General features: G+C 70.5%; 28 protein-coding genes. 12 read left to right on the forward strand and 16 right to left on the reverse strand.

What is annotated here, in order from left to right; genetic code table 11:
• The first annotated feature begins 8 nt into the window (after positions 1-8).
• A complete protein-coding gene (locus tag AC3CF1_RS06355) occupies positions 9-308 on the forward strand; it encodes a hypothetical protein (RefSeq protein WP_488449804.1) in 300 nt (99 codons plus the stop codon).
• A 134-nt stretch (positions 309-442) separates the two neighbouring features.
• Entirely contained in the window at positions 443-2,335 is a 1,893-nt protein-coding gene (locus tag AC3CF1_RS06360) for an ABC transporter ATP-binding protein (RefSeq protein WP_488449805.1), read from the forward strand.
• A 72-nt stretch (positions 2,336-2,407) separates the two neighbouring features.
• On the opposite strand, the gene AC3CF1_RS06365 is transcribed toward AC3CF1_RS06360, so the two are convergent.
• The 4 genes from AC3CF1_RS06365 to AC3CF1_RS06380 all read right to left on the reverse strand — a co-directional run bounded on the left by AC3CF1_RS06365 (position 2,408) and on the right by AC3CF1_RS06380 (position 5,624).
• On the reverse strand, positions 2,408-2,953 hold the full coding sequence (locus AC3CF1_RS06365; RefSeq protein WP_488449806.1) for a PepSY domain-containing protein: 546 nt from the start codon (positions 2,951-2,953) through the stop codon (positions 2,408-2,410).
• 106 nt (positions 2,954-3,059) lie between these two features.
• Entirely contained in the window at positions 3,060-3,614 is a 555-nt protein-coding gene (locus AC3CF1_RS06370; protein WP_088948790.1) for a DUF5872 domain-containing protein, read from the reverse strand.
• Positions 3,615-3,642: 28 nt separating this feature from the next.
• A complete protein-coding gene (locus tag AC3CF1_RS06375; protein ID WP_488449807.1) occupies positions 3,643-4,932 on the reverse strand; it encodes a sensor histidine kinase in 1,290 nt (429 codons plus the stop codon).
• Positions 4,929-5,624 (reverse strand): response regulator transcription factor, encoded by a 696-nt coding sequence (locus tag AC3CF1_RS06380; protein ID WP_328382265.1) that lies wholly within the window; start codon positions 5,622-5,624, stop codon positions 4,929-4,931. The genes AC3CF1_RS06375 and AC3CF1_RS06380 overlap by 4 nt, the downstream gene beginning before the upstream one ends.
• Before the next feature lie 102 nt (positions 5,625-5,726).
• Here AC3CF1_RS06380 and AC3CF1_RS06385 point away from each other — a divergent pair, with 102 nt between their 5' ends.
• Positions 5,727-6,212, forward strand: a complete 486-nt coding sequence (locus AC3CF1_RS06385) for a septum formation initiator (protein ID WP_488449808.1) — start codon at positions 5,727-5,729, stop codon at positions 6,210-6,212.
• Between the two features lie 36 nt (positions 6,213-6,248).
• Here the strand turns inward: AC3CF1_RS06385 and AC3CF1_RS06390 are convergent, their stop codons facing one another.
• The gene (locus tag AC3CF1_RS06390) at positions 6,249-6,701 is read right to left on the reverse strand and encodes a MarR family winged helix-turn-helix transcriptional regulator (protein ID WP_210790465.1); all 453 of its coding nucleotides are present in this window, start codon (positions 6,699-6,701) and stop codon (positions 6,249-6,251) included.
• A 118-nt stretch (positions 6,702-6,819) separates the two neighbouring features.
• On the opposite strand from AC3CF1_RS06390, the gene AC3CF1_RS06395 reads away from it, so the two are divergent.
• Positions 6,820-7,116, forward strand: a complete 297-nt coding sequence (locus tag AC3CF1_RS06395; RefSeq protein WP_357848475.1) for a hypothetical protein — start codon at positions 6,820-6,822, stop codon at positions 7,114-7,116.
• Positions 7,117-7,129: 13 nt separating this feature from the next.
• Here the strand turns inward: AC3CF1_RS06395 and AC3CF1_RS06400 are convergent, their stop codons facing one another.
• Together AC3CF1_RS06400 and AC3CF1_RS06405 are read right to left on the reverse strand one after the other, a co-directional pair.
• Positions 7,130-7,522, reverse strand: coding sequence for a hypothetical protein (locus AC3CF1_RS06400; protein ID WP_354980815.1), 393 nt, complete (start codon positions 7,520-7,522; stop codon positions 7,130-7,132).
• Between the two features lie 34 nt (positions 7,523-7,556).
• Entirely contained in the window at positions 7,557-11,498 is a 3,942-nt protein-coding gene (locus AC3CF1_RS06405; RefSeq protein ID WP_488449809.1) for a ThuA domain-containing protein, read from the reverse strand.
• 394 nt (positions 11,499-11,892) lie between these two features.
• On the opposite strand from AC3CF1_RS06405, the gene AC3CF1_RS06410 reads away from it, so the two are divergent.
• A complete protein-coding gene (locus AC3CF1_RS06410) occupies positions 11,893-12,195 on the forward strand; it encodes a DUF1540 domain-containing protein (protein ID WP_088948797.1) in 303 nt (100 codons plus the stop codon).
• A gap of 785 nt (positions 12,196-12,980) precedes the next feature.
• Entirely contained in the window at positions 12,981-13,427 is a 447-nt protein-coding gene (locus AC3CF1_RS06415) for a roadblock/LC7 domain-containing protein (protein WP_354980817.1), read from the forward strand.
• A 110-nt stretch (positions 13,428-13,537) separates the two neighbouring features.
• Here the strand turns inward: AC3CF1_RS06415 and AC3CF1_RS06420 are convergent, their stop codons facing one another.
• The 4 genes from AC3CF1_RS06420 to AC3CF1_RS06435 all read right to left on the reverse strand — a co-directional run bounded on the left by AC3CF1_RS06420 (position 13,538) and on the right by AC3CF1_RS06435 (position 16,859).
• Positions 13,538-14,134 carry a hypothetical protein gene (locus tag AC3CF1_RS06420; protein WP_488449810.1) on the reverse strand — a complete coding sequence of 199 codons (597 nt, stop codon included), beginning with the start codon at positions 14,132-14,134 and terminating at the stop codon, positions 13,538-13,540.
• A 123-nt stretch (positions 14,135-14,257) separates the two neighbouring features.
• Complete coding sequence (locus tag AC3CF1_RS06425) at positions 14,258-14,821, reverse strand: GerMN domain-containing protein (RefSeq protein WP_354980819.1); 564 nt, start codon at positions 14,819-14,821, stop codon at positions 14,258-14,260.
• A complete protein-coding gene (locus AC3CF1_RS06430; RefSeq protein ID WP_488449811.1) occupies positions 14,818-16,173 on the reverse strand; it encodes a sensor histidine kinase in 1,356 nt (451 codons plus the stop codon). Before AC3CF1_RS06430 ends, AC3CF1_RS06425 begins: the two co-directional genes overlap by 4 nt.
• Positions 16,170-16,859, reverse strand: a complete 690-nt coding sequence (locus AC3CF1_RS06435) for a response regulator transcription factor (protein WP_328534050.1) — start codon at positions 16,857-16,859, stop codon at positions 16,170-16,172. The genes AC3CF1_RS06430 and AC3CF1_RS06435 overlap by 4 nt, the downstream gene beginning before the upstream one ends.
• Before the next feature lie 152 nt (positions 16,860-17,011).
• On the opposite strand from AC3CF1_RS06435, the gene AC3CF1_RS06440 reads away from it, so the two are divergent.
• From AC3CF1_RS06440 to helR, 4 genes are all read left to right on the forward strand, one after another.
• A complete protein-coding gene (locus AC3CF1_RS06440) occupies positions 17,012-17,380 on the forward strand; it encodes an STAS domain-containing protein (protein ID WP_488449812.1) in 369 nt (122 codons plus the stop codon).
• Complete coding sequence (locus AC3CF1_RS06445) at positions 17,377-17,973, forward strand: STAS domain-containing protein (protein WP_088948811.1); 597 nt, start codon at positions 17,377-17,379, stop codon at positions 17,971-17,973. The genes AC3CF1_RS06440 and AC3CF1_RS06445 overlap by 4 nt, the downstream gene beginning before the upstream one ends.
• Before the next feature lie 74 nt (positions 17,974-18,047).
• Entirely contained in the window at positions 18,048-18,428 is a 381-nt protein-coding gene (locus AC3CF1_RS06450; protein ID WP_210924624.1) for a YccF domain-containing protein, read from the forward strand.
• A 154-nt stretch (positions 18,429-18,582) separates the two neighbouring features.
• The gene (gene helR, locus AC3CF1_RS06455; protein ID WP_488449813.1) at positions 18,583-20,712 is read left to right on the forward strand and encodes an RNA polymerase recycling motor ATPase HelR; all 2,130 of its coding nucleotides are present in this window, start codon (positions 18,583-18,585) and stop codon (positions 20,710-20,712) included.
• 76 nt (positions 20,713-20,788) lie between these two features.
• Here the strand turns inward: helR and AC3CF1_RS06460 are convergent, their stop codons facing one another.
• Together AC3CF1_RS06460 and AC3CF1_RS06465 are read right to left on the reverse strand one after the other, a co-directional pair.
• On the reverse strand, positions 20,789-22,861 hold the full coding sequence (locus AC3CF1_RS06460; RefSeq protein ID WP_354980823.1) for a PQQ-dependent sugar dehydrogenase: 2,073 nt from the start codon (positions 22,859-22,861) through the stop codon (positions 20,789-20,791).
• A gap of 122 nt (positions 22,862-22,983) precedes the next feature.
• The gene (locus AC3CF1_RS06465) at positions 22,984-23,124 is read right to left on the reverse strand and encodes an RNA polymerase sigma factor (RefSeq protein WP_354980824.1); all 141 of its coding nucleotides are present in this window, start codon (positions 23,122-23,124) and stop codon (positions 22,984-22,986) included.
• Between the two features lie 12 nt (positions 23,125-23,136).
• Here AC3CF1_RS06465 and AC3CF1_RS06470 point away from each other — a divergent pair, with 12 nt between their 5' ends.
• Positions 23,137-23,415: a hypothetical protein gene (locus tag AC3CF1_RS06470; RefSeq protein WP_488449814.1), complete on the forward strand. Its 279-nt coding sequence runs from the start codon at positions 23,137-23,139 to the stop codon at positions 23,413-23,415.
• On the opposite strand, the gene AC3CF1_RS06475 is transcribed toward AC3CF1_RS06470, so the two are convergent.
• Positions 23,412-23,537, reverse strand: a complete 126-nt coding sequence (locus AC3CF1_RS06475; protein ID WP_355160348.1) for a hypothetical protein — start codon at positions 23,535-23,537, stop codon at positions 23,412-23,414. The two genes, AC3CF1_RS06470 and AC3CF1_RS06475, sit on opposite strands and share 4 nt — an antisense overlap.
• Complete coding sequence (locus AC3CF1_RS06480; RefSeq protein WP_488449815.1) at positions 23,534-24,115, reverse strand: hypothetical protein; 582 nt, start codon at positions 24,113-24,115, stop codon at positions 23,534-23,536. The genes AC3CF1_RS06475 and AC3CF1_RS06480 overlap by 4 nt, the downstream gene beginning before the upstream one ends.
• A gap of 194 nt (positions 24,116-24,309) precedes the next feature.
• Here AC3CF1_RS06480 and AC3CF1_RS06485 point away from each other — a divergent pair, with 194 nt between their 5' ends.
• On the forward strand, positions 24,310-25,107 hold the full coding sequence (locus AC3CF1_RS06485; RefSeq protein ID WP_488449816.1) for an SAM-dependent methyltransferase: 798 nt from the start codon (positions 24,310-24,312) through the stop codon (positions 25,105-25,107).
• Between the two features lie 55 nt (positions 25,108-25,162).
• On the opposite strand, the gene AC3CF1_RS06490 is transcribed toward AC3CF1_RS06485, so the two are convergent.
• Positions 25,163-25,885, reverse strand: coding sequence for a cellulose binding domain-containing protein (locus AC3CF1_RS06490; RefSeq protein ID WP_488449817.1), 723 nt, complete (start codon positions 25,883-25,885; stop codon positions 25,163-25,165).
• Positions 25,886-25,958: the final 73 nt, after the last annotated feature.

A 25,958-nucleotide genomic window follows, 5' to 3' on the forward strand; every position in this document is an offset into this window, starting at 1 on the left:
GGGACTCAATGACGCGCACGATGCCGGTTGGCCCAACCATCGTCGGTGCGCTGACGTCGGCGATCCTGTTGTTCACGACCGGGTGTTCGGGGCAGTCCGACACTCCCGCGCCGGCAGCGGCCACGCAGTCGTCGGCCCCCGCTGCGGCGATGCGCATCGACAAGCCAGCCAAGCTCCTGGGCACCTGGACCGAATCCGTGGATCGGGTCATCCGCGGCCAAGCTGAGCAGAACATGGGCAACTTCAAGAAGCTGCTCGCCGCTAGGCCCACCAGCGCTGGAGTGATCAGCACACCATCGGCATGGTGACCTTCATGAATTTCGCGAAGGCCGATGACCCGCGAGGTGTGTTCGGTCAGATCCGCGCCGAACTGGAACGCCCCGCGCGGTGACTTGACCTCAAGCTCGGGTGAGGTCCTAACCTCCGGTATCGGAGGTAAGGCATGAGCATGGAATTTACCGCGTGGACGTCTCTGCACCACGCGATGAACGCGCAGGAAGAACGACCACTGTCCCGTGTCACCCTGAAGCGCATCGTGGAGTTCGCGCGGCCGCACCGGGCCCTGATCGTCAGGTTCCTGCTGCTGAGCGTGGTGACGGCGGTCCTCACGGTGGCGGCACCCGTCCTCGCCGGACGGGTGGTGGAGGCCATCGTGGACGGCGCCGACAGCGGCGTCGTGATCCGGTTGGCGGTGCTGATCGCCGTGATCGCCCTGGCCGAAGCCGGCCTGGGTCTGGTGACGCGGTTCCATTCCGCCAGCATCGGTGAGGGGCTCATCGTCCAGCTGCGGACGGCTGTCTTCGACCACGTGCAGCGCATGCCGGTGGCGTTCTTCACCAGGACGCGCACCGGAGCGCTGGTCAGCCGCCTGAACAACGACGTGATCGGTGCGCAGCGGGCCTTCAGCGACACGCTGTCCGGGGTGGTCGGCAATGCGGTCACCCTGGCACTGACGTTGGCGGTGATGCTCAGCTTCTCGTGGCAGATCACGGTGCTGGCGCTCGTGCTGCTGCCCATCTTCGTTCTCCCGGCGCGCCGGATGGGTTCGAAGCTCGCCCAGTTGCAGCGTGAGGCGGCCGAGCACAACGCGGCCATGAGCACGCGGATGACGGAACGCTTCTCCGCGCCCGGCGCGACCCTGGTCAAGCTGTACGGGCGGCCGGCCGAGGAGTCCGCCGAGTTCGCGGCACGGGCGCGTCGGGTGCGGGACATCGGCATCCGTACCGCCATGCTCCAGTGGGTCTTCATCACCGCGCTCACCGTCGTCGGCTCGCTGGCGCTGGCCCTGGTCTACGGGCTGGGTGGTCTCTACGCACTCCGGGGCAGCCTCGACGCCGGCACCGTGGTCGCCCTCGCGCTGCTGCTGTCGCGCCTCTACGCGCCGTTGACCTCGCTGGCCAGCGCCCGGGTGGAGGTGATGAGCGCGCTGGTGAGCTTCGAGAGGGTGTTCGAGATCCTCGACATCAAGCCGCTGATCCTCGACCGGCCCGACGCCCGCCCGCTTCCCGACGGGCCGGTCGCTGTGGAGTTCGACGGGGTACGGTTCGGCTACCCGTCGGCGGACAAGGTGTCGCTCGCGTCTCTCGAAGACGTGGTGAAGCTCGATGCCCGCGGCGGCGAGGAAGTGCTGCACGGGGTGTCGTTCCGCGCCGAGGCGGGGCAGATGGTCGCCCTCGTCGGCTCCTCCGGGGCGGGCAAGTCGACGATCGCGCAGCTCCTCCCCCGCCTGTACGACGTCGAGGACGGCGCGGTGCGGCTCGCCGACGTCGACGTACGCGACCTGTCAGCCGAGTCGATCCGGACGGCGCTGGGCGTCGTCACCCAGGACGGGCATCTCTTCCACGAGAGCATCCGCGCCAACCTGGCGTTCGCTCAGCCGGCCGCCACGGAGGACGAGATGTGGGAGGTGCTCCGGCGGGCCCGCCTCGACGCCCTGATCCGCACACTTCCCGATGGGCTCGACACCGTCGTCGGTGAACGCGGGTACCGGTTGTCGGGCGGGGAACGGCAACGGCTCACCATCGCGCGGCTGCTGCTGGCCCGTCCGCGCGTGGTCATCCTCGACGAGGCCACCGCGCATCTCGACTCCACCTCCGAGGCCGCGGTTCAGGAGGCTCTCGCCGAAGCCCTGACCGGCCGCACGAGCGTGGTCATCGCACACCGACTCTCCACCATCCGGGCGGCCGACCAGATCCTCGTTGTCGAAGACGGACGCATCGTCGAGCGTGGGCGCCACGGCGACCTACTCGACGCCGGCGGCCGGTATCAGGAGTTGTACCGCACCCAGTTCGACCAGGACCAGCCGACGGTGAAGGAGCAACGCGTCGCCATCTGAGGCGCGCCTGCTCCACGACCAGAGCCGCCGCCCGCCCGGGGGATCCCCGTGACGGGCGGCGGCGCCGGACGGTCAGTCGTCGTTGTCGTCGTTGTCGTCGTCGTCGTTGTCGTCGTCGTCGTTGTTGTCGTTGTCGTCGTTGTCGTCGGCGTCATCGTCGCCGTCGACCGGCTCCTGCTCGGCCTTGACCACCGAACCGTTGTCCCGGTCGACGTCCACCTCGTGCTCGATGTCGCCAGCGACGATCTCGACGCTCCACACCGGTCGACCGTGCTCCTGCTCGGACTCGACCTCGACGATCTGACCGCCGCCGGCCTTGGCGAGCGCGATCTCACCGGCACGCTTCTCGTCGACCGCGCTACCCGCCGGCGAGGTGCCAGCTGACGGCGTGCCGCTGGACGGCGTACCCGATGGGGTCTCGGCCGACGGCGTGCCGCTGGCCGACGGCGAACCGCTGGCCCCGGGTGCGTCCGTGGCCGTCGGCGCGACGGTCGCTGCGGCGAGCGTCGTGCCGCCGGTCCGCGAGTCGTTCGCGGCGTTGACGCCCAGCGCGATCCCGGCCACCGCCAGCACCGCCGAACCGCCGACCGTCGCCAGAAGCAGATTGGTGCGCTTCATGGTGGTGTCCACCTTTCCTCGGTTGTCGACTCCGAGGATCGGTCAAATCGGGATAGCAGCGCGCTGTCGGGACGCTAAGGCCAGGTTAAGGCGGTCGACGGACAAATCAGCCGCGCCGGTTGAGTTCCGCTTCGAGCCGCTGGACGAGCGTCTTGCGGTCCTTGCTCGCACGCTCGTTGCGCAGTGCGGTCTTGAGCTGTCGCGTGTCGAGGCCCCGGACCAGCTTTGCCGCCTCGGCGACCGACATCTCGGTCATCCGGCCGGCCGTGGTGGCGTCTCGACGCGCTCGCTTGGCCGGGCCGGTGTTCGCGACGTACTGCCTGCCGGTGCGGGAGGCTTCGCGCTTCTTGGTGTCGGTCGCGCGCTTCTGGCTCTCCGACATCTCGTCCCAGGCCTTCTTGGGCAGGTAGCGACTCGTCGTGTCGCCCTTGCGCGCCCGCGTGTCGCCCTCTTTCGTCTGCCACTTCTCGTTGCCCCAGCGCTGGAGCGACTTCTGCCGCTCGTCCTTTTCGCCGAGGAATCCCCCGCCGCGCTTCTTGTACTCCTGGGTGACCAGCTGCGACTTGCGCGCCGACCACTGTCCCGGCCGGCCGCCCTTGTCGGAGGACTTGATCTCTTCCTTGATCTGCTCTCTGAGCTCGGGTTTCGTGTACCGCGCCATGACTCGCAGCTACCCGGGACCGCAGCGGCTATGCCTGCCGCGGTGACGTCGGTGGTCCGAGTCGCAGCAGCACCTGCGCCCCGCCCCGCGGGCCGGTCCGCAGCTCCAGGCGACCGCCGGCGGCCTGCGCGGCGCGGCGGGCGATGTCCAGGCCGAGGCCGGTCGAGCCGGCCGCGCTCGCGCCCCGGCGGACGGCGCCGACCGGCATGCCCGGCCCCTCGTCGGCGACGCTGAGGACCACCTCCCCCGCGTCCGGGGCGAGCCGGACGGCGAACGACGTTCCATCGGGGGTGTGCGCGAAGACGTTGCCGAGCAGGGCGTCGACGGCCGCCGCCAGGTCGTCCGCTGCCACACCAACCGGGAGAGGCCCGGGTGCCAGGTCGAGGGTGACGGCCCGGCCGGTGTCCTCGGCCAGCACCGACCAGAACGCGACCCGGTCGGCGACGATCGCCGCCGCGTCCGAGGCAGCCGGGCCCGCCGCCGGTGAGTGCCGCCACCGGGCCTGCCGGATCAGCCCGGTGACCGCACGTTCGAGACCATCGGCGGCGGCGGTGATCCGGGCCGCGTCCTCCGGGTCGCGCAGCGACTCCGCCTCCAGCCGCAACGCCGTCAGCGGTGTCCGCAACCGGTGGGACAGGTCGGCGACCTGCTCGCGTTCCTGGACGAGGAGCACCTGGATCCGGGTGGCGAGGTGGTTGAGCGCACCAGCCACCTCGCGCAGCTCGGGCGGGCCGGCCGGGGTGACCCTGGCGTCCAGCTCGGCGTTGGCGAGCCGGTGCGAGACGGCGGAGAGGTCGCTGATCGGCCGGACCAGGGTGCGCGCCAGCCGGTCGGCCACCAGCAGCCCGATCAGCACGAGGATCACGCCGAGCAGCGCGAGCACCAGCCAGGCCCGGGTGACCCCGGCGGTCAGTTCGTGCTGCGGCACCACGATCCGGATCACGCCGGTGCCGTCCGCCCGGCCCTGCACGGCGATGACCACCTCCCGGCCGGCCGCCGACTCCCCGGTGAGGCTCTGCCCACGCGCGGCCAGGGCCACCGCCGGCGTACGGGGGGTCTGGGCGCCGAGCACCGTGCCGTCCGGCAGGAACACGCTCGCCGGCCGCCCGGACTCCGCGGCGAGCTGCTCGACGGTGAGCCGGATGGTCGCCGCGTCGGCGGTGCCGACCACCGGCACGAGACTCTGCGCGTCGGCGGTGGCCCGAACGGTGGCCCGGTCCTCGGCGACAGTGCGGACCAGCAGCGCCAGCGGCACCAGGAAAGCGATGAGGGTCAGCACACTGACCGCGGCGACCAGCAACGCGAGCCGTGCCCTCACGGCTGCGCCGCCGGCGCTTCGAGACGCACCCCGACACCGCGCACGGTGTGCAGGTAGCGAGGCTGCTGGGCGTTCTCCCCCAACTTGCGACGCAACCAGGACAGGTGCACGTCGACGGTCTTGTCGGCACCCCCGTAGGGGATCTGCCAGACCTCGGTGAGCAGTTCACGTTTCGTGACCACCTGGCCGGGCCGGCCGGCGAGGTGGTGCAGCAGGTCGAACTCGCGCGGCGTCAGCTCGACCACCACCCCGTCCAGGGTGACCTGCCGGGACCGGGGATCGACGCGCAGCCCGCCGACGACGAGCGCCGGGTCCTGCGCGTCGGCACCGGAGGGCCCCCGCCGCAGCACCGCCCGGGCGCGGGCGTCGAGCTGCGCCGCCGTGAACGGCTTGACCACGTAGTCGTCGGCACCGGCGTCGAGCACCCGTACGATCTCGGCCTCGTCGTCGCGCGCGGTGGCCACGATGACCGGCACCGAGCTGACCGCGCGCAGCATCCGCAGCAGCTCGCGTCCGTCCAGGTCGGGCAGGCCCAGGTCGAGCACGACGAGATCGGGACGGTCCTCCAGTGCGTCGCGGAGCCCGGCCATCGCGGTCGAGGCCGCGGCCACCGCATGGCCGCGTTCCCGCAGGGCACGGATCAGCGGGGTACGGATGGTCAGGTCGTCCTCGATGAGCAACAGGCGGGCCACAGCTGGCAGGCTAACCGCTACCGCTGGCAGCGAGGCGCACGTTAACCATGCCTTAGCGTCCGGATGTGCCAACGACAAGGACGGATCGGGGATAGTCAGAGCATGGGCCGTCGTTCGATTCTCGTCGCCGCCGGGTGGGTGGCCACCGTCGCCGTGGCGACCCTGATCGGGTTGGGCGCGATCCGGTTGGTGGGCGAGAGCCTCACCGGCACACCGGGTGGGGTGCGCAGCGAGGCCGAGATCGAACGGGCGCTCGCCTCGCCGGAGCCGGTGCCCACCGGCACGACGGGCACCGGCTCCGTCGGGCCGGGCACCAGCTCAGTCGGGCCGGGCACGGCCAGCCCCACGCCGAGCGCGAGCTCCGGGGTCCGCCGGGGGTTCGCCACCGACGGCGGCACGGCCGTGGCCGAGTGCGGTGCCGGTGGCGTACGCCTCGTCTCCTGGGCGCCCGCGCAGGGCTACCGGGTCAGGGACGTGGACCGGGGCCCGGACGACGACGTCGAGGTCAAGTTTCGGGGGCCGACCCGGGAGTACGAGTTGAAGGTGCGCTGCATCGGCTCGGAGCCGGTGGCCGTCGCCGACGACTGACGGCCCGGGAGCAGGCGAGGTGAGTGTCGCGGCGGTTCACCGGCTCTGCAGGGCGTCCACCAACCGCCTGAGCGTGGCGCGCGCATTCTCGAGATCGCTGAGGCTGAGGCCGGCTCGCTCTACGGCGTCCCGGCGGTCGGCGTCGGAGCGTTCCAGGAGGCCGGTGAGCGTGGCCAGCCCTGCCGTCGTGAGTGTCACCAGTGGCGCGCGGCGGTGATCGGGGTTGTCGTGCAACTCCACCATCCCGGCACGGGCCAGGTCGTCGACCACTCGCTGCACGCTCTGTCGAGCGAGGCCGAGTCTGCGCGCTGCGCTCGCGACAGTGCGGGCCCCGTCGGAGAGCACGCTCATCACGTGCCATCGGGCGGCAGTTTGGCCCTCTTCTCGGGCGAGCTCCTCGCTTGATCGCCGAGACTCGCCTGCCAGTTCGTACACGTCTGCCACCAGCAGCCGATACGCGTCGACCCGGTCCTGTTTCCGTTCGGTCATCGGCAGCACCTTACCGTACGTTGACAGCCTACTACTGGAATGACAGCATGCTGTCATGATTCTTCGACTGTGGAGCGGGTGGACCGAACCCGCTCTCGCTGACGCCTACGATCGGTTGTTGACGCAGGACATCGCGCCCGCGATCCTCGCCCGGGGGGTGGCCGGGCTTCAGGATCTTCGGGTTCTGCGTCGTTCCCCGCAGGAGCTGGACCCCGCCGAGGGCAGCGAATTTCTCACCGCCATGACTTTCACGGACTTCGCCGCAGTGTCGGCCTTCACCGGCGGCGATCCGTCCGCCTCCGTTGTCCCGCCTGCCGCCCGCGATCTGCTCGGACGCTTCGATCGGCAGTCGCGGCACTATCTGACCCGAGCGGTGTTCCGCGCCGGTGATGGCCAGCCGCCAGGCGTCGGGTGAACACCCGTCCACCTCACTGACCCATTGGCTGCTCGCGGTCGGCGTTCCGGCCAAGGGCGACCATCCGCAGGGTCTCCTCTCGCCGCCGCACCAGTAGCGCCCCGGCCAGGAAGGTCACCGGCGCGACGAGCACCAGCATCGCCCACTGAGCCGGCACCAGGGGGACGGTGTGTCCCATGTGCGTGGTCGAGGTGACCCAACCGGCGAGGGCGCTGTCGATCACCAGGGCGAGGGCTGCCACGGGCAGCAGCATGACGACGATCCGCCGGCGTACCTCCGGAGTGAGCGTGGCCACCGCGATCACCATGGCCAACGCGGCAGCCGCCAGGCCCGCGACGTAGAGCCAGACGACCAGCTCACGGTTTATGCAAGGACGACGAGCTGCATTGACGGACGTGGCCGGCACGGATCACCGTGCCGGCCACGTCAACGGTGGTGGTTCAGCTGGTGTAGGCCTCCACCTCCCAGAGCGAGTGGCCATATCCGGTGCCCCGGGCGGTGCCGTTGATCCGCAGGTAGCGGCCGTTGGCACCGAGCGCGGTGTGCTCGTCCACACCGCCGTCCGCGCCGGTCACCGTCTTCACCGTCGTCCAGGTGGTGCCGTCGTTAGAGGTCTGGATCTGGTACGCGCTGCTGTACGCCGCCTCCCAGCTCAGCTTGACCCGACCGATCGCTGTGGGACTGCCGAGGTCGACGCGGATCCACTGCGGGTCGGAGAACGTGCTCGACCAGCGGGTGGTGAGGCTGCCGTCCACCGCCTGAGCGCCGGACACGTCGGCCCCCTCGTTGCTGGAGGTCGACGTGGGCTTGTTGAGCAGGAGGTTGCCGCCGGTCGGGCCACCGGTGCCGCCGTACACCTCGAACTCGAACAGTGAGTAGCCCCAGGCGGTCCCCCGGGTGATGCCCAGGAGCCGGACGTACCGGCCGGACCCGCTGAGCCCGGTCAGGTCGTCCACCCCGCCGTCGCCGCCGGTCACCGTACGGATCGTGGTGAAGTTGACCCCGTCCGGCGAGGTCTGGATCTGGTAACCACTGCCATACGCCGCCTCCCAGGTCAGCTTGACCCGGTTGAGCGAGTACGTGGCGCCAAGGTCCACGTCGATCCACTGCGGGTCACTGAAGGCGCTGCCCCACCGGGTTCCGGCCACGCCGTCGAACGCGTTGGCCGCGCCGTACGCGCCCTCGAAGCTGGACGCTCGTGCCGGCTTGCCCCGGGCCAGGTTGGTGCCCGGCTCGGGATCCGGGTCCGGGTCCGGGTCCGGTCCGGGACCGCCGGGGCTGGTGGAGAGGGTGAACTCGTCGATGTCGAACCACGGCCCAGCGCCCTTGAAGACCAGGAACAGGGTTCGGGTGCCGGTCGGGGCGGTGACCCCGCCGGTGACCGTGGCGAAGTTGGCGTACCCGCCGGTGGGCACCACGGTGGCCGAGCCGACCAGCGGCCCGGTGGGCGAGTCGACCCGCAACTCCACCGTGCCGCCGCCACCGGCCGGTGCTCCGACCCGGGCGCTGAACGACTGGACGCCGGTCAGGTTGTAGGGGCGGAACGAGATCCAGTCGTTGTTGTCGACGTAGCCGACCGCCGCGCCGCCGTGCCCGGCTGCCCCGGCGACGATCTGGACACCTGACGAGTCACCGAAGTGCTCGGCCTGGCGTACCCGAGGTTGGAGGACGGCCTGGGTGTGCGTGGTCAGCGGCGGCTGGCCCCCACCGCCCAGGTCGGTGTACTCGGCGTCGATGATGCCGAAGATGTTCGCCGCGGTGTCGTGCTCACCGTCCGCCGAGGTCTGGATGACGCCGGAGCAGCCCTGCACGCTGCCGAGCTGGTGGCCGTGCGAGTCGTGGCCGAGGACGTAGTTCACCTTCACCCGGGCGCAGTTGATCGCACCGTCCTGGGCGTCGGTGACGGTGACCGAGAACGGCACGGCGTCCCCGAAGGTGAAGGTCTGCCCGTTCAACGGGGTGTTCACGGTGACCACCGGGGCGCTGTTGCCGACCGTGACCACCACGCTCGCGGTGGCCGTCTTGCCGGTGGTGTCCCGGACCGTCAACGTCGGGCTGCGGGTCCCGTTGGTGGTGTACGTGAAGCTCGGGTTGGCCGCTGTCGAGTCGGTGGTGCCGTTGTTGTCGAAGTCCCAGGCGTAGGTGAACGGGTCACCGTCCGGGTCGAGCGTGCCGGCCGAGGAGAAGGCCACTGTCAGCGGCGCGGTGCCGCTGGTCGGGGTGGCCGAGACCTTGGCGACGGGCGCTCGGCCCTCGCGGGCGTACTCGATGCGGTAGAGCGCCGAGTTGGCGTCGCCGTTGAACCAGCCGGTGCCGTAGTCGAGCACGTAGAGCGCGCCGTCCGGCCCGAACTCCATGTCCATGACCTGCGTGCCGGTCCACGGGAACGGGTTGATCTTCAGCGGTTGGCCGGACGCGTCGAGCTTGATGTTCTTGATCCAGCGGCGACCGAACTCACCGGCGAAGTAGGTCCCGTCGTAGTACTCGGGGAACGCCACGGGCGAGGTGTTGTTCGGGTCGTACCGGTAGACCGGGCCGCCCATCGGCGACAGGCCACCGCCGGTGAACTCCGGCGGCGAGCCGGAGCCGCCGTACGGCAGCCACGCCGGGACGGCCGGCGGCAGCTGGGTGATGCCGGTGTTGTTGGGCGAGTTGTTGACCGGCCCGCCTGCGCAGTTGAACTTCGGCCCGGACGGCCCGGACGGGAAGGTGTAGTCGTTGTACGCGTCGTTGCGGGCGGTGCAGTACGGCCAGCCGTAGAAGCCGGGCCGGTCGATTCGGGCGAACTCCACGTTGCCCGCCGGCCCCCGGTTCGGGTCCGCGGTGCCCGCGTCGGGGCCGTAGTCACCGAGGTAGACGATGCCGGTGGCCTTGTCCACGCTCATCCGGAACGGGTTGCGGAAGCCCATCGCATAGACCTCCGGGCGGGTCCGCGCGGTGCCCGGGGCGAACATGTTGCCGGCCGGGATGGTGTAGCCCCCGGCGGCGCTCGGCTTGATCCGGAGCACCTTGCCGCGCAGGTCGTTGCTGTTCGCCGAGGTGCGTTGCGCGTCGAACGCCGGGTTGCGCCCGGCCCGCTCGTCGATCGGGGTGAAGCCGGCCGAGTCGAACGGGTTGGTGTCGTCACCGGTGGACAGGTAGAGGTTGCCCGCCGCGTCGAAGTCCATGTCACCGCCGACGTGGCAGCACATGCCCCGGCTGGTCGGCACGTTGAGGATCAGCGTCTCGCTGGCCAGGTTGATGGTGTTGTCCGCGTTGACGGTGAACCGGGCCAGCCGGTTGACGCCTTCCCAGACTGCGAACTCGGCCGGTGTGCCGGTGGCCGGGGCGCCGCCACCCGGGGTGCTCAGTGGTGGGGCGAAGTAGGCGTACACCCAGCGGTTGGTGGCGAAGTTCGGGTCGGCCTTGATGCCCTGCAGACCCTCCTCGTCTCCGGTGTAGACCGGCAGGGTGGCGGCGATCTTGGTGTTGCCGGCGGCGTCGGTGTGCCGGATCACGCCGTTGCGGGAGGTGTGCAGCACGCCCCGGTCCGGCAGGACGGTCAGGCTCATCGGCTCACCGGTCTCGGCCGCGCCCTTGGCCAGCTCCACCTGCTGGAAGCTGCTGGTGACGGTGGGGCCACAGTCGGCGTCGACCTCCCCGGCCGCGGTCCTGATGCCACCGAGCAGGTGCTGACGGAAGCTCGCCTCGGTGTACGACGCGTCGGTGTGCCCCAGGCCGGTGTACCAGGCCCGGCCGCCGGAGTAGTTCTGGCACCAGGAGATCGGGTGGTCGGCGCCCATGCTCCCGCCGGTGTAGGTGCTCTCGTCCAGCGTGGCCAGCACGTGCACGTTGCCGCGGGGGTTGGTGCGGTAGTTGTACAGCTCGTCGAACCGGTTCCACCGCTGCGGCAACGTCGCGGTGGACGGGTGCACCTGGTCGGCGACCTTGACGGTGACGTTCTGCTCGGCGGGGTGCGAGGCGAAGTACGCCCCGACCAGCCCGCCGTACCAGGGCCAGTCGTACTCGGTGTCGGAGGCGGAGTGCACGCCGACGTAGCCGCCACCGCCGGTGATGTAACGCTCGAACGCGGCCTGCTGGGCGGCGTTGAGCACGTCGCCGGTGGTGGACAACCAGATCACCGCGGCGAACCGGTCGAGGTTGGCGTCGGTGAACTGGGCGGCGTCCTCGGTCGCCTCGACGGTGAAGCCGTTGGCGGCGCCGAGCTGCTGGATGGCGGTGATGCCCGGGGTGATTGATCCGTGCCGGAATCCGGCGGTCTTGCTGAAGACCAGCACGGTGAACGGCGCGGCGCTGGCCGTGGGCGGCGCGGCGACGATGCCGCCGGCCACGAGGATCGTGCTCAGCGCGAGGCCGAGCCACGATCTCAGGGATCTGCGCACAGTGGGGTCCTTTCGCGGTGCGAGGGACGGCGTGCGCCGATCACGCCTGGCGGTGGTGGGACGAGACATGTGAATGCATCGTTGCGTCCGGATCACGGGCGCGTCAAGCACTCTCCCACCATCCGTGAGAGCGTTATCTCCGCAGGTCAGGACGACCGTCGAGAGCTAGATCGAATAACGGTTTTCCGGCTGCGATCCGTGCGCGGAGGGCCCCCGAGGTGCGGTGGACGCGCTCGCGGCCCGACGCGTTCGGTAAATGACCGAAGCAGATCACAGCTGTTAGGTAAGCCTGGCCTATGCAAAATATCCCCGAAAGAGGTGACTGATGGGGATTTGTCCCGTCGGAGCCGGGTACTGGGATTGCCCGGCACCACCGACGGAAGCGAGATCGCTGATGACTGACATGCTGGAGATGCCGCGGGTTCACGAGTGCACCGTCACCGACTGCGGCTACAACCACGATGGCTGCCACGCGTTCGCCATCACCATCGGGCAGGAGAACGGGCACGAGAACGCCAACTGCGCCACGTTCATCGACACCTCGGCCAAGGGCGGGCTGGACCGGGTCATCGCCCAGGTCGGAGCCTGCAAGCGCAGCGACTGCCAACACAACGCCGAGTTGGAGTGCCACGCACCGTCCATCCGGGTCGGCCCGGGGCAGGACATCGCCGACTGCCAGACATACCAACCGCGCTGAGCCCTGCGGGCATCGGAGAGGGTGGCCGTGACGGCCGCCCTCTCCGAAACGTCAGCTGACGCGGGTACGTCCAAGCGGCGGTCAACGGGTCGACCGCGATGGCGCCGGACACGCCGGCATTGACGTCCACGCCGGCATTGACGTCCACGCCGGTGGAAGAACTCGTGACGCCGATCCGCTGCGCCGCCCTCTGTACCTCGCCCACCGCGCACACGATGTCGAGGTGGACGGCCGACCGCGCGTCGGGCTTCGTCACCAGATTGAGCGAAGTCGTGGAGGGCCTGGCGCGAATCCATATGCCGGTTCTCATCGGACCTGGCTTCGGCGGGTGTCGTACCTCGACAGTGACGCTGTTGCCGGGCCCACCCTTGGGCATCGGACTCAGCCCGCACCCGGGCCGGTTGAACCAGGCGCTCTCCCACCTCGTACGTTAGGGGGACAGGGGAGACCAAGTCGGCGACATTAGGGTCCCGACCAGGGACTGATCTCTGGTACGAACGTAGGAGCCTGTGGGGGTTCGCCGGGGTGGGTCGCCGGCAGCGCCGACGCCATCGCCGCCGGCCGGCCAACTCACGGGGGAGAAGAGACGCTGCCCTACGTCCTGGGGATAGGCATCGGTAGCACCAACACCGCCGCCGCGGTCGCACGGCACGACCTGGATCCCCTGCACGGCGACGGCGAGTTGCCGACGCGGATCCGCGACACCGGCCGACCGGCCCGGAACCCGGCAGAACCAGCATCGACACGGTCGAATTGCCGGTCGCTAGAGCAACAAGGAGACACCCATGACGTCCTCAGTGGTCACCGACGACGACCTGACCGGCGCCCTGGACCGCCTGGTCGACCGAGTGCACGGCGCGGAGTTCGCCGTGGTGCTCTCTCCCGACGGGCTGCCCCTCGGCGGCTCCCAACAGGTCGAGGGCGAACTGGCCGAACAACTCTCCGGCGTGGTCGCCGGTCTGATCGCGTTGGGGCTTGCCGCCACCCGGACCTGCGAAGGGGGCGGTCTGCGTCAGGTCGTGGTGCAGATGGCGCGAGCGTTCCTGTTCGTCGCCACCATCCCGAACGGCACCATCCTCACCGTGCGGATCGCCGGTGACGACGTCAAGGTCGGCGACATGGCGTACGAAGTGGCGCTCTTCGTGGGCCAGGCCGAGCGGCACCTGCCGATCCGTCTGGAGCCGGCCTCCTCGGCGACGATCGGCACTCCTGGTCCGCACCGGCAGCGCTGACGAGACGTGGTACGACGACGGCGCGGGCACGGTGACCCGGCCCTACACACTCAAGTAGTCCAGGCACGTTGGTCCCCGCCGTCGACTCCGACGGCGGGGACCACGCCGTCTCAGCGCACGGCCACGGGCGGCTCGGCCCGCTCACCCTGGTGCCCCAGGGCCGGCAGCGCGGGCGCCAACGCCGCCAGGATGCACAGGCCGCCGATGGGGAGCAGGTTGAGGGTTACCGCCGGCGCCACGATGCCGACGACCAGCAGCGGAACGCTCCACCACGGCAGCCGCCGTCTTATCACGAGCATGCCGGCGAGCACGACCAGGCCGAGGAAGAAGAACTGGGGTACGACGTCATAGAAGGCCACCTCGACACCGGGGATGTCCTTGAAGTCCGCGCCGAGAGCCGACATCTCCGCACGGTCGGCGGCCAGGAGCCCTTCGACGATGTCGGCGCCGAACTGCACCATGGTCGCGGCCAGCCCGACCATGGTGAGGGCCACCACCCCGGTACGCCATGGGCTGCGGGGCAGCAGGCCGGCCAGGGCGAGCACGGCCGGGACGAAGCACACCATGCCCGCAAGGCCGACGAGATGCGCGGCCTGCCAGTCGAGCCCGGGGCCGTACACCCCGTCGGACCTACCCCACAGGCGTACGAGGCCGTAGGCCGCGATGCCAACCGGTCCGGCGATCACGAAGAGCGCAGCGCGTTTCATGGCAGCCATCATCTGGCCGCCGACACCCACCCGACCTCCGGGAAGTTCCCCTGCCCGGCCCTGGGCTTCGTCTCAGGTCTTCCACTGAGTAGACCCTCGGTGCCGCCGGCGGTGTGAACGGGCTCACTGCTCCTTGATCAGTGGGGCGTAGGCGGCGCGGGTGAGCGGGTCGGCGGACAGCGAACCGTCGGCCCGGGGCACACCGAGCGGTCTGCCGTCGCGCAGGAAGGCCACTGTGGTGACGTCGTCGCGGCTGGTCAGGGTGCAGACGATCTGCCCGAAGGCGAGGACCTCGTCGCTGCGGCCGGCGTCGACGGCGGGCGCGTCCACCGCGACGAGAGCCTGCGTGCCGGTCACCGTCACACCAGCGGCGTTGACCGCTCCCGGCAGCGCGCTGGTCAGGTCGCTGTCACGTTCCTCCCCGGTGGGTCCGGCGAGCAGATGCCGCAGTTGGTCGGCCATGCTCGGCACACTGTCGACGCGCCGGACCACGGGGGTGATCCAGTTGTCGCGTACGAGGCAGAGGGTTTCGACGACGTGGCCGGCCGGTGCGGTGGCGTCGGCGGGAACGGAGCTGTGGAACGGCCCACGCGGTGGCTGCACCGTTCGGGGGCCGTCGTCGGTGGGGATGCCGCAACCGGTCAACAGCAGGACGAGCGCCAACGGGGCGAGACGGCGTCGGTTCACGGCAGGCTGCCCGGAAGCGCGACCCGGAAGCGTGCGCCGCCCCCGGGTCGGTCGACGACGGTGGCGTGCCCCTCGTGCGCGGTGGCGTGCTGGGCCACCAGCGCGAGCCCGAGCCCCGTGCCGTCACCTGCGCCACGCGTGTGGGCGGCCCGACCCCGGACGAAACGGTCGAAGATCGCCTCACGGTCCTCCACGGGCACGCCCGGGCCATCGTCGTCGACCTCGATGACGCCGGTGTCACCGTCGCGGCAGAGGCGGACGGCTGCGGGGCCGGCGCCGTAGGTCACGGCGTTGTCGAGCAGGTTCGCCAGGACCTGGGCGATCCGCCGCCGCTCGACGTGCCAGGTCGGGGGGACGTCCGCTGCCAGGTGGACGAGGCTGACCGGCAGGTCGTACGCGTGGCAGGCCTCTTCGGCCAGCTCCACCACGTCCACCGGGGCACGGTGTGCGGGCTGGTCGCTGCGAGCCAGGTCGATCAGGTCGTTGACCAGTCGCTGGAAACGGTCGATCTCGTCGGCGACGAGCCCGGCGGCAGTCGCCGTCCGGTCGTCCTGGTGTTCCCGACGACGGGCCAGGACGCTGGCCGCCGCGGCGAGGGTCTGCAGCGGTGAGCGCAGTTCGTGGCTGACGTCGGCGGCGAAGCGGCGGTCCCGTTCGATGCGGCGGGCGAGCTGGTCGACCATCTGGTTGAACGAGGAGGAGAGGCGGGTCAGGTCGGGGTCGGTGGCCGGGTCCAGCCGGGCGGTGAAGTCACCGGCGGCGATCTTCTGGGCAGCGTCGGCGACCGCCGTCAGCGGCCGTAGTCCGTGTCGGGTGGCGTACCACCCGAGGGCGGCACCGGACCCGGCGACCAGCACCGCGACGGTGGTCAACGCCAGCGCCAGGACCTGGAACGTCTGCTCCAACTCACGCATCGAGTTGACCTCGAAATATGCCGCCGACGCGGACAGTGGCACCCCCACCACCAGGGCGGGTTGCCCGGCGACGCGTACGCGCTGCACCGCCGGCTCCCCGGCGGCGACGATTCGACGCAACTCGGCGGGGATGGCGGCGGTGGTGTCGGGGTCCGCTGTGCGCGCGTACCACTCGCCGTTGAGGTGCAGCACCGGCCGCCGGCTCCCGCCGGTGTCCAGCGACCGGAGCACCTCCACCACGTCCGGACTGTCCGTGTCGAGCCCGGCGTGCACCACCGCGGCGTCGAAGTAGGCGGCCCGCAGTGCGATGCGCTCCCGGTCGTCGAGCAGGGATCGCCGGGTCAGTTCGTAGGAGACCAGGGCCATCGACGCGGAGAGCAGGAGCGCGCCGACCGCGAACGCGGCTGCCACCCGGGTACGCAGTCCGAGGCGTCTCATCGTTGCAGCTTGTAGCCCAGACCCCGCAGGGTCACCAGGTGCCGGGGGTTCGCCGGGTCCGGCTCGATCTTCTGCCGCAGTCGGCCGACGTGCACATCGACCAGCCGTTCGTCCCCGCTGTCGTACCCCCAGACCCGTTGCAGCAGCTGCTGACGGGACAGCACCCGGCCGGCGTGCTCGGCCAGCTCGCAGAGCAGGCGGAACTCGGTGCGGGTGACGGTGACCTGTCGGCCGGCGCGGCGCACCTCCCCCGCCTCCGGACTGATCTCCAACTCCCCGAAGGCCACGGCCGGCACCGGATCCGGCGTCGACGCCGCCGCCAGCGGTCGGGCGCGCCGACGCAGGGCTCGCAGTCGGGCGGTCAACTCCCTGATCGCCACGGGTTTGACGACGTAGTCGTCGGCGCCGGCTTCGAGAGCGGCCACGATGTCGTCGGTCCCGTCCCGGGCGCTGACGACCACGATCGGAACGTCGTCGTCACGGCGCAGTTGTCGGATGCACTCGAAGCCGTCGAGGCCGGGGAGCATCAGGTCGACGAGCACGTAGTCGGCCGGGTGGTGACGCTGGGCGCGCAGGCCCTCCTCCGCGGTAGCCGCCCCGAGGGCGTCGTAGCCCTCGTCCTCCAGTGCGAGCAGCAGCGCGAGCCGGATGCGGTCGTCGTCCTCGATCACCAGTACGGCCGTCATGCCGGAATCATCCTCGGCGGCCCGACGAGCGGCCAACCGTGCTGCCCAGCTCGCGGTTTTGTCACACAACTGTCACAGAGCCTTGCAGCTATCGCCAACCCCGCCCGTAACGGTGGTGGTGGACCGAGGGGCTGACGGAGAGGGGCACGGCCATGACAACGCCGGTGATGCCGACGCGGTACACACTGCCGCTGGTCGAGGTGCGCGTCACCGAACTCGACCTGGCCTGCGTACCGGAGGTCGGTGCGATGTTCGATCGGCTGCTCAGCCTGCGGCCCGCGCAGGTCGTGCTCGACCTCTCCGACTGCCGACACCTCGACGCCGCCGCCATCGGCCTGCTCCTCGACCTGCACCGGAGGCTGGCTCGCGCCGACGCGGTCCTCACCGTGCGCAACCCGAACCCTCGGGTCCGCCGCATCCTGCACATCGCCCGCCTCGACCAGGTGCTGTCGATCGTCACCGACCCGGGCCGGGCGACGCGGATCGCGTCAGCCCAGGGCGTAGGAAGGACCCCAGCATGACCGTCGTCCCGGACGAGTACCTGATGACCCTGATCTGTGACACCTGTGGCGAGACCATTCGCGGCACCGCGTGCGTGCTACCCGACGCCGAGGTCGTCTGGACCCTGGTGGCAGAGCACGGCTGGAGCGGCTCTCCGTTCGCCACCGGGCCGCACCGCTGCCCGCACTGCAGCCTGCTGCCACCCCCGCGCCGCGGGCCGGGCTCGTGCGACGACCACGGTCCCGGAGGCATCCTCGGCATCGACCACCTCGACGACGTCACCGTCATCGCCGCGACGGGCGACATCGACCTCGACACCGGCGACACGCTGCGCACGGCGCTGCGGCACGTGGCCGAGGTGGGCGGGCACGTGGTCGTCGACCTGAGCCGTGTGCACATCATCGACTCGACCGGGCTCGGTCTTCTCGTCCGCGCACACCGCGACGCGCGGGAACGCGGGGTCACGCTCTGCCTCGCCGCGCCGTCGCGATTCATCCGCACCGTCCTGCACACCATGCGCCTGGACGGAGCGTTCCCGATCTTCGAGAGCCTCGACGACGCCGTCGGCCAGTTGTCCGACGACGCCACGCGACGCCAGCACGTGGCCGGCTGACCGCGCGCATGCTCCGGCGAGGAGGGGCGGGAGGGCAGCGCGGGCCGATTGCGAGCATCGCTCATGCTGGAGTGGTGATTCGTTTCGTACTGAACGTGCTGTGGCTCATCTTCGGCGGTGGCATCGTGCTGGCGGTCGGGTACGGCGTCGCCGCACTGATCTGCTTCGTCCTGGTCGTGACGATCCCGTTCGGGGTCGCGTCGCTCCGCCTCGCCGTCTATTCGCTGTGGCCCTTCGGCCGCACCCTGGTGCCGAAGCCCGGCGCGGGCGTCGCCTCCGGTCTGGCGAACATCCTCTGGCTGGTGCTGGCGGGCTGGTGGCTCGCGCTGTCCCACATCGTCGCCGGGGTCGCCCTCTGCGTGACGATCATCGGGATTCCGTTCGGCATCGCCAACTTCAAGCTCGTGCCGGCGGCGTTCTGGCCCCTCGGCCGCGAGGTCGTGGAAACGCCCTGAGCTTGGAAAATGGGGACACCTGGCCCCCCTGCCACTTCTAACATATAGCGCACTGGGGGGCTTGCGGCAAGACCCGGTCCATGCCGCAAAATCGTCGGCCGAGGCCAGAATCTGCCGAATTGGAAGTTCCCATTTGAATTCCTTGCCCACCTCCGTGTTCGATCTCCCCGATCACCTCTCCCCCAAGGCCGACCCGGGGCTGATCGGCCGCGACGAGCAGCATTTCGCGACGATGGCGGAGAGCCTTGATCAGCTGAACGCCGAGCTGTCCGAGCGCCTTGCCGCCGAGCGCAGGGCGCCCGGCGGCAAGGGCCGGCAGGCGATGGACCGGGACGAGGAGATCCGTCGGCTGACCGGCCGCCTGCGTGCGCTGAGTCGCTACGGTCTGGACCTGTGCCTCGGCCACGTGGTCGGTGCGGACAACCCCGAGCCCGTGTACGTCGGACGTCGCGGCCTCACCGACAGCGAGGGTCGGCGGCTGCTGCTCGACTGGCGCTCGCCCGCCGCCGAGCCGTTCTTCGGCGCGACCCACGCCAACCCGATGGGTCTGTCGAGCCGTCGCCGGTACCGGTGGACGCGCGGCCGGATCAGCGACTACTGGGATGAGGTCTTCACCCCGGACGGGTTCGTGGGGCACGCCGTCGCGCTCGACGACCAGTCCGCGTTCATCGCCAGCCTCGGCAGCGCCCGGTCGACCCGGATGCGGGACGTGCTCAGCACCATCCAGGCCGACCAGGACGCCATCATCCGAGCGGGATCGGCCGGGGCGCTCGTCGTGGACGGCGGTCCGGGCACCGGGAAGACCGTCGTCGCGCTGCACCGCACCGCCTACCTGCTCTATTCCGACCCTCGCCTGGGTCAGCGCCGGGGTGGCGTGCTCTTCGTCGGGCCGCACCAGCCCTATCTGGCCTATGTCGCCGACGTCCTGCCCAGCCTCGGCGAGGAGGACGTGCAGACCTGCACACTGCGGAACCTCGTCGGCGAAGGTGCCAGGGCGGCTGTCGAACCCGATCCGGACGTGGCCCGGTTGAAGTCCTCCGCGAAGCTGGTCGGTGCGATCGACGCCGCGGTCAGGTTCTACGAGGACCCACCGGTCAAACCGATGACGGTCACGACCGACGAGGCCGACATCTGGCTGGGGGCCGACGACTGGGCCGACGCGTTCCAGGCGCCCGGGCCGGGCACCCCGCACAACGAGGCGCGAGACGAGATCTGGGAGGAGTTGCTCACGATCCTCGTGGACAGGTACGACGGCGACGAGCCGGACGACGTGGTCCGCAGGTCGCTGCTGCGCAACAGGGAGCTGCGCGCGACCGTCAACCGCGCCTGGCCCCTGCTCGACGCCGCCGACCTCGTGGGAGACCTGTGGTCGGTGCCCGCGTACCTGCGCAGGTGTGCGCCCTGGCTCAGCCCGGCGGACGTCCGGAAGCTGCAGCGCGACGACGCCCGGGCCTGGACCGTGTCCGACCTGCCGCTCCTGGACGCGGCACGGCGGCGCCTCGGTGACGCGTCGGAGCGTCCGCGTCGGCACGACCCCGCCGCCGCCGTCGAACGCGAGCACCGGGCCCGGGTCGTCGACGAACTGCTCGCGGCCGACGCCTACGACGACGGCGAGGGCCTGCTGACGATGCTGCGCCAGCCGGACCTTCGCGACGCCCTGGTCCACGAGTCCGCGCTCCCCGCCGCCGATCCGGATCTGCTGGCCGGCCCGTTCGCCCACATCGTCGTGGACGAGGCCCAGGAGCTGACCGACGCCGAGTGGCAGATGCTGCTGGCCCGCTGCCCGTCGCACAGCTTCACCATCGTCGGGGACCGCGCCCAGGCCCGGCACGGGTTCACCGAGTCGTGGCAGGAACGCCTGGAGCGCATCGGGCTCGACCGGATCACGCTGGCCACCCTGAGCATCAACTACCGGACCCCGGAGGAGGTCATGGCGGAGGCCGAGCCGGTCATCCGGGCTGTGCTCCCCGACGCCAACGTGCCGACCTCCATCCGCAGCAACGGGCTGCCCGTCGTCCACGGATCGGCCGCCGAGTTGGGCGCGATCCTCGACGCCTGGCTCGGCGAGCACGCCGACGGGACCGCCTGCGTGATCGGCGATCCGACGTTCCCACCGACGTCCCGCGTCCGGTCGCTGAGCCCGGAGCAGGCCAAGGGTCTCGAGTTCGACCTGGTCGTCCTGGTCGACCCGGAGGCGTTCGGCACGGGCATCGAGGGGGCGGTCGACCGCTACGTCGCGATGACCCGGGCGACCCAGCAACTCGTGATCCTGACGAGTTCCTGACGGCACGAGCTGTCTCCGCGGGGCCACCACGTGGGTGGCCCCGTGGAGACGTCGCTCTCTGAACCGCTGCGGTCCCCTAGTTGCCGAGCGTGACGTGCAGGATCCGCTCGTTGCTGTTGTTCGGGGTGCTGTCCTTGTCACCGGTGTTGGTGGTGGTCAGCCAGAGCCCTCCGTCGGGAGCCGGCTCCACCGTCCGCAACCGACCGTAGGTGCCGCTGAAGTACGTCTGCACGTTCGTCAGACTGCTGCCGCTGATCACCGCGCGGTACATCCGGGCACCACGCGCGCAGGCCACGTAGAGCGCGTCCCGCACGATCGTGATGCCCGAGCACGACCCTTCGGCGGTGGGATAGGTACGCGCCGGCGCGATGAATCCGGCGGTGCCGCACGTGCCGCTGGTGCCCTCGCACGCCGGCCAGCCGTAGTTGCCGCCCCGGGTGATCAGGTTGGTCTCATCCATGACCGAGTTGCCGAACTCCTGCTCCCACAGCCGGCCCTGCGAGTCGAACGCCAGCCCCTGCGGGTTGCGGTGGCCGTAGCTCCACACGTAGTTGCCGAACGGGTTGTCGGAGGGAACGGTGCCGTCCGGGTTGAGGCGCAGGATCTTGCCTTCGAGGGCCGCCCGGTCCTGTGCGTAGTTGCCGTTCTGCGCGTCACCCGTGCTGGCGTACAACTTGCCGTCCGGGCCGAACCGTAGGCGCCCACCGTCGTGGTACTTGTTGCGCCGGATGCCGCTGACCAGCACCTGCTCGCTGGCCGTGTTGAGTCGCCCGTTCTCCAACCTGATCCGCACGATCCGGTTGTCGCTGGGCGAGGTGTGCATGATGTACAACCAGCGGTCGCTGCTGTAGCTGGCCGAGATGGCGAGCCCGAGCAGGCCGCCCTCACCGTCGGTGCTCTGCACGTTCGGCACCGTGCCCAGGTTGGTCTTGGCGCCGGTGGTGGGGTTGAGCTGGATGATGTCGTGCGCGTCGCGGCGGTTGTAGAGCACGTTGCCGTCGGGCAGCGTCACCAGCCCCCACGGGATGTCGGTGTCGGTGGTGACCTGGCGCACCCCGCACACCGGGTTGCCGCACGCCGCGCCGGTCGTCACTGTCGTCGTGCCGCTGCGCGAGGAGGCGTTGTCCTGGGCGTCCCGCGCCACCACGTAGTACTGGTAGGCGGTGTTCGCGGCCAGCCCGCTGTCGGTGAACGTGGTCGCTGGCGGCGCGCCGGTGACCGTGCCGACCTTCACGCCGGCGCGGTGGATGTCGTACGCCCGGACCCCGATGTTGTCGCTCGACGCGGTCCACCGCAGTGTCACGGTGGTGCCCGACGCGGTGCCGGTGAGCTGTTGTGGCGCGGTCGGCGGCTGGGTGTCGGCCTGGCAGGGCGGCGGCGTGATCGAGACCGTGGTGCTCGCCTGGGACACGTTGCCGGCGGCGTCGCGGGCGTTGACGTACAGGCCCCAGGTCGCGCCGGCGACCACCGTGAGGGTGGTGGACAGCGTCGTGCCGCTCACCGATTTCATCAGCTGGCCGTCGTGGTAGACGTCGTAGAAGGCGACAGCGACGTTGTCCGTCGAGGCGTTCCACGCGAAGGTCACCGAGTTGCAGGTCAGGCCACTCACCCGCGGGCTGCCCGGCGCCGTGGGCGGCTGGCTGTCGCTGCTGCCCAGGGCAGTCGTCCACCGTTGGTTGGTCTGCCCGTTGCAGGTCCAGAGACCGACAGTGGTGCTGTTGGCGGTGCCCGCGCCGGTCACGTCCAGGCACAGGCCGGACTGGACGCCGACGATGGTCCCGTTGGTGTTGATCCGAAAGCGCTGGTTGGCACCACCGTTGCAGCCGTTGATCTGCAGAGCGGCCGGCGCGGTGGTGTCCTGGCCGACCACGTCGAGACACATCGTCTCGTTGTAGACCCGCAGCTCACCGGCCGAGGTGAGGCTCCACGCCTGGTTGGCCTGACCGTTGCAGTCGTAGATGTTGATGCCGGCGCCGGCGGTCCGCACGTTGCCGACCACGTCCAGGCACCGGCCGCTGGCCACGCCGACCACCGTCGACGGTGCCGCTGCGGCGGCGGGCACGCCGACGGCAACGGTCAGCAGCGTCATCGCCGCCATCACCGCCGGCAACAGCCGCCGTCGTGGTTTGGTTCGCGCGATGACTCGCATCCGTCCTCCAGGATCAGGGCGTCGCCCAACGATAGACATCGACTATAAAAGATGCATTCGTCGCACAAGTCAAACGATGTCACTCGATCGGGGGCAAACCCGCAGAACGGCGTACGCTTCGCTCAGCCGCCCTCCAACGACTCCCGCACGTGCCGACGGGCGTAATGGATCCGGGACTTCAGCGTGCCGACCGGAATGCCCAGTTGCCCGGCGATCTCCTGGTAGTCGAGCTGACACAGATCGCGGAGCACGAGTGCCGTCACCAGCTTGTCGGGATGAGCCGCACCCTGCGTGCGGCCGAGCCGACGCTGGCCAATCACAGTGGCTGCACAGCTGCCGCCGACCGGACGGTCACCGTCGGCACCCTCGGTGGGATCGTCGCGCACTGGACGCGATGCGGGGGCACGGAGACGTCGTTCAGCGAGGTCACCCTGGTCGCGGCCGACGGTTCGTTCGGCGTGTACGTGCAGGTCAAGCAGACCGACGGCGTCGACCGCACCGACCAGGTCCTCGGCACGCTGCGGGTGGACACGTCGGTGGTCACGCAACGCTAGTACCGTTCCCAGTTTCCGCTGCCGTCGGCCTTGCGCCACCGTCTGGTCTCGGTGTTGCCGTCGAGTTTGCGGACGGTGGCCTCCACGTTCTGGCCCACCACCCGGTACGAGACGAAGGTCATGACCCGGTCGCCGGCCGGGCTGGAGTCGTCTCCAGGATGACCGGCCACGCGTACCGGTTCCGGCCGTTGTCCCCGAGCTGAACGGGCACGAGGGCCTGCCGCCGCGCGGCGTCGGGGTTGCCCAGTTCGACCAGTACCAGCGCGTCCTCGGTCGACGGGGCGTTCGCCGGCTCCTCGACGATGAACTCGGCGTACACCGGCCGGGCACCGCCCGGCAGGATCCTGCACGGCACGTCGAGGCCGTTCGACCCGTTGCGGAACGACACGGAGTCGTCGGACTCACCGCAGAACCTCAGGTTGCGGATCACCGCGTTGGGCCAGTTGGTCCGCCTGATCTCGCTTTTCTGAGTGGCCGGCCCGGAGGTGCGGGTGGCCGGAGCTTCCGGGCTGGAGCTACGGGTGGCCGGAGCACTCGGCCCGGAGCTGGTCGGCGCCGGAGCACCCGGTGTCGACGGGCTCGCGCTGCCGGCCGGAGAGCCGGCGGGCGCCGCCTCGCCGCCGACACGGTCTACGGATGACGTGCACCCGGTGACGAACGTGAGGGTGAGCACTACACCGGAAATCAGCTTGCCGCGCATGGCTGGTCCCTTTCTCCGCGGGTCTGTCACAGGGTTGGATACCCCGCCACGGGCATTGGTTCACGCGAAACTCCTACCGTCGAGCTGCTCTGGCAGACCGAACGCCCGGCGTCGACAGTGGACGGCCCGGGAGTACGATCCCGGTCACACCGCAGAGGTGATCTCCCGCCGACGACCCTCGATAGGAGCCTGGCATGGCCGGCCCGGACGCCGAACTCACCGCGAAGCTTCAGCCCGACGTGCCGCACGCGGCCCGGATCTGGAACTACTGGATGGGCGGCAAGGACAACTTCCAGTCCGACCGGGCGGCCGGCGACGCGGTCGCCGAGGTCTACCCGGAGATCGTCCTCATGGCGCAGCAGTCGCGTCTGTTCCTGGTGCGGGCCGTGCGGTACCTGGCGGCCGAGGCGGGCATCCGGCAGTTCCTGGACATCGGCACCGGCCTGCCCACCATGCAGAACACGCACGCGGTCGCCCAGGGGGTCGCGCCCGACTCGCGGATCGTCTACGTGGACAACGACCCGATGGTGCTGGTGCACGCGCGGGCGCTGCTGGCCAGCACGACGTCCGAGGGTGTCACCACCTACGTACCCGCCGACTACCACGACCCGGAGAGGATCCTCGCCGAGGCGTCGCAGACGCTCGACTTCGACCAGCCCGTCGCGGTGATGTTCATGGGCGTGATGGGCTACGAGCCCGACCTCTCCGTGGTGCGCTCGATCGTCGAGCGGACCATGGACGCGATGCCCTCCGGCAGCTACCTCGTGCTCTGGGACGGCACCAACACCAGCCCGGCTGTCGTCTCCGGTGCGGAGCGACTGGCACAGAGCGGCGGCGTCCCGTACATCCTGCGTAGCCCGGCGGACCTGGACAGTTGCTTCTCCGGCCTGTCGAAGGTGGAGCCGGGCCTGGTGCCGATCCCCCTGTGGCGACCGGACGAGCCCGACGTCACCGCGATCGACGCCTACGGCGCGGTGGCCCGTAAACCCTGACCGACAGCACGCCGCCCCGTTCGCGCCAGCACGGCGGGAGCGGGGCGGACGTCGGTTACCGGGCGCAGGCCATCGTCAACCCGTCAGGCACCGCGCTGGTCGTCACCAGCATTCCGAACGTCGTCACGGCGTCCAACGCCAGCGTCCCGTTGTACGAGGCGTTGCGGACCGTGACGTCGACACCGGCGGCCTCCGCCACGCCACCCCAGACGGTCTGGACGCGCTCGTCACCGGACCACCGCCAGGAGACGCGCCACCCGTCCAGTGGCTCCGTCCCGGTGTTGCGGACCGTGACCGTGGCGACGAAGCCGTTGCCCCAACGGGCGTCGATCGTGGCCGTGGCGCGGCAGGAAGCAAGGGGGGATGTCCGCGCCGATGAGAACGCGTACGGGTCCCGCCGGCCGTCGACGTCGGTCAACCGGTACCAGTACTCCGTGTCCGGGGTCAGCCGGTCGACGGTGACCGAGCCGTCGCGCTCCGGCCCGGAGACGGCCACGGCAACCGGCGTCCGCCACTGTTGGGCGTCCTCACGGCTGGCGAAGAGGCTGACGGTCATCGGCGGGTCGTAGCCGCAGGGTGGGCGGAGGAAGATCGAGTACGAGATGGTGACGCTGGTGGTGGTGACCCCGGCGACGTTGGTGGTGATCGGCAACACGGGCGGGCAGGTGAGCGTCGGCGAGGGCGTCGGCGTGGCCGTGGGCGTGGGCTCTGTGGTGCCGCTCGCCCCGCCCCAGACGGCGAGCGCGACGGTCGTGACGGCGAGGAACATGCGAAGCATCGGTACCTCCGGTGGTTGCCGGGCACCGCTGACCGAGGTGGTAGCCGGTGCCGTGCTCAGGATCCGGTCGCCG

This window comes from Micromonospora sp. MGP-C2, assembly GCF_057766525.1.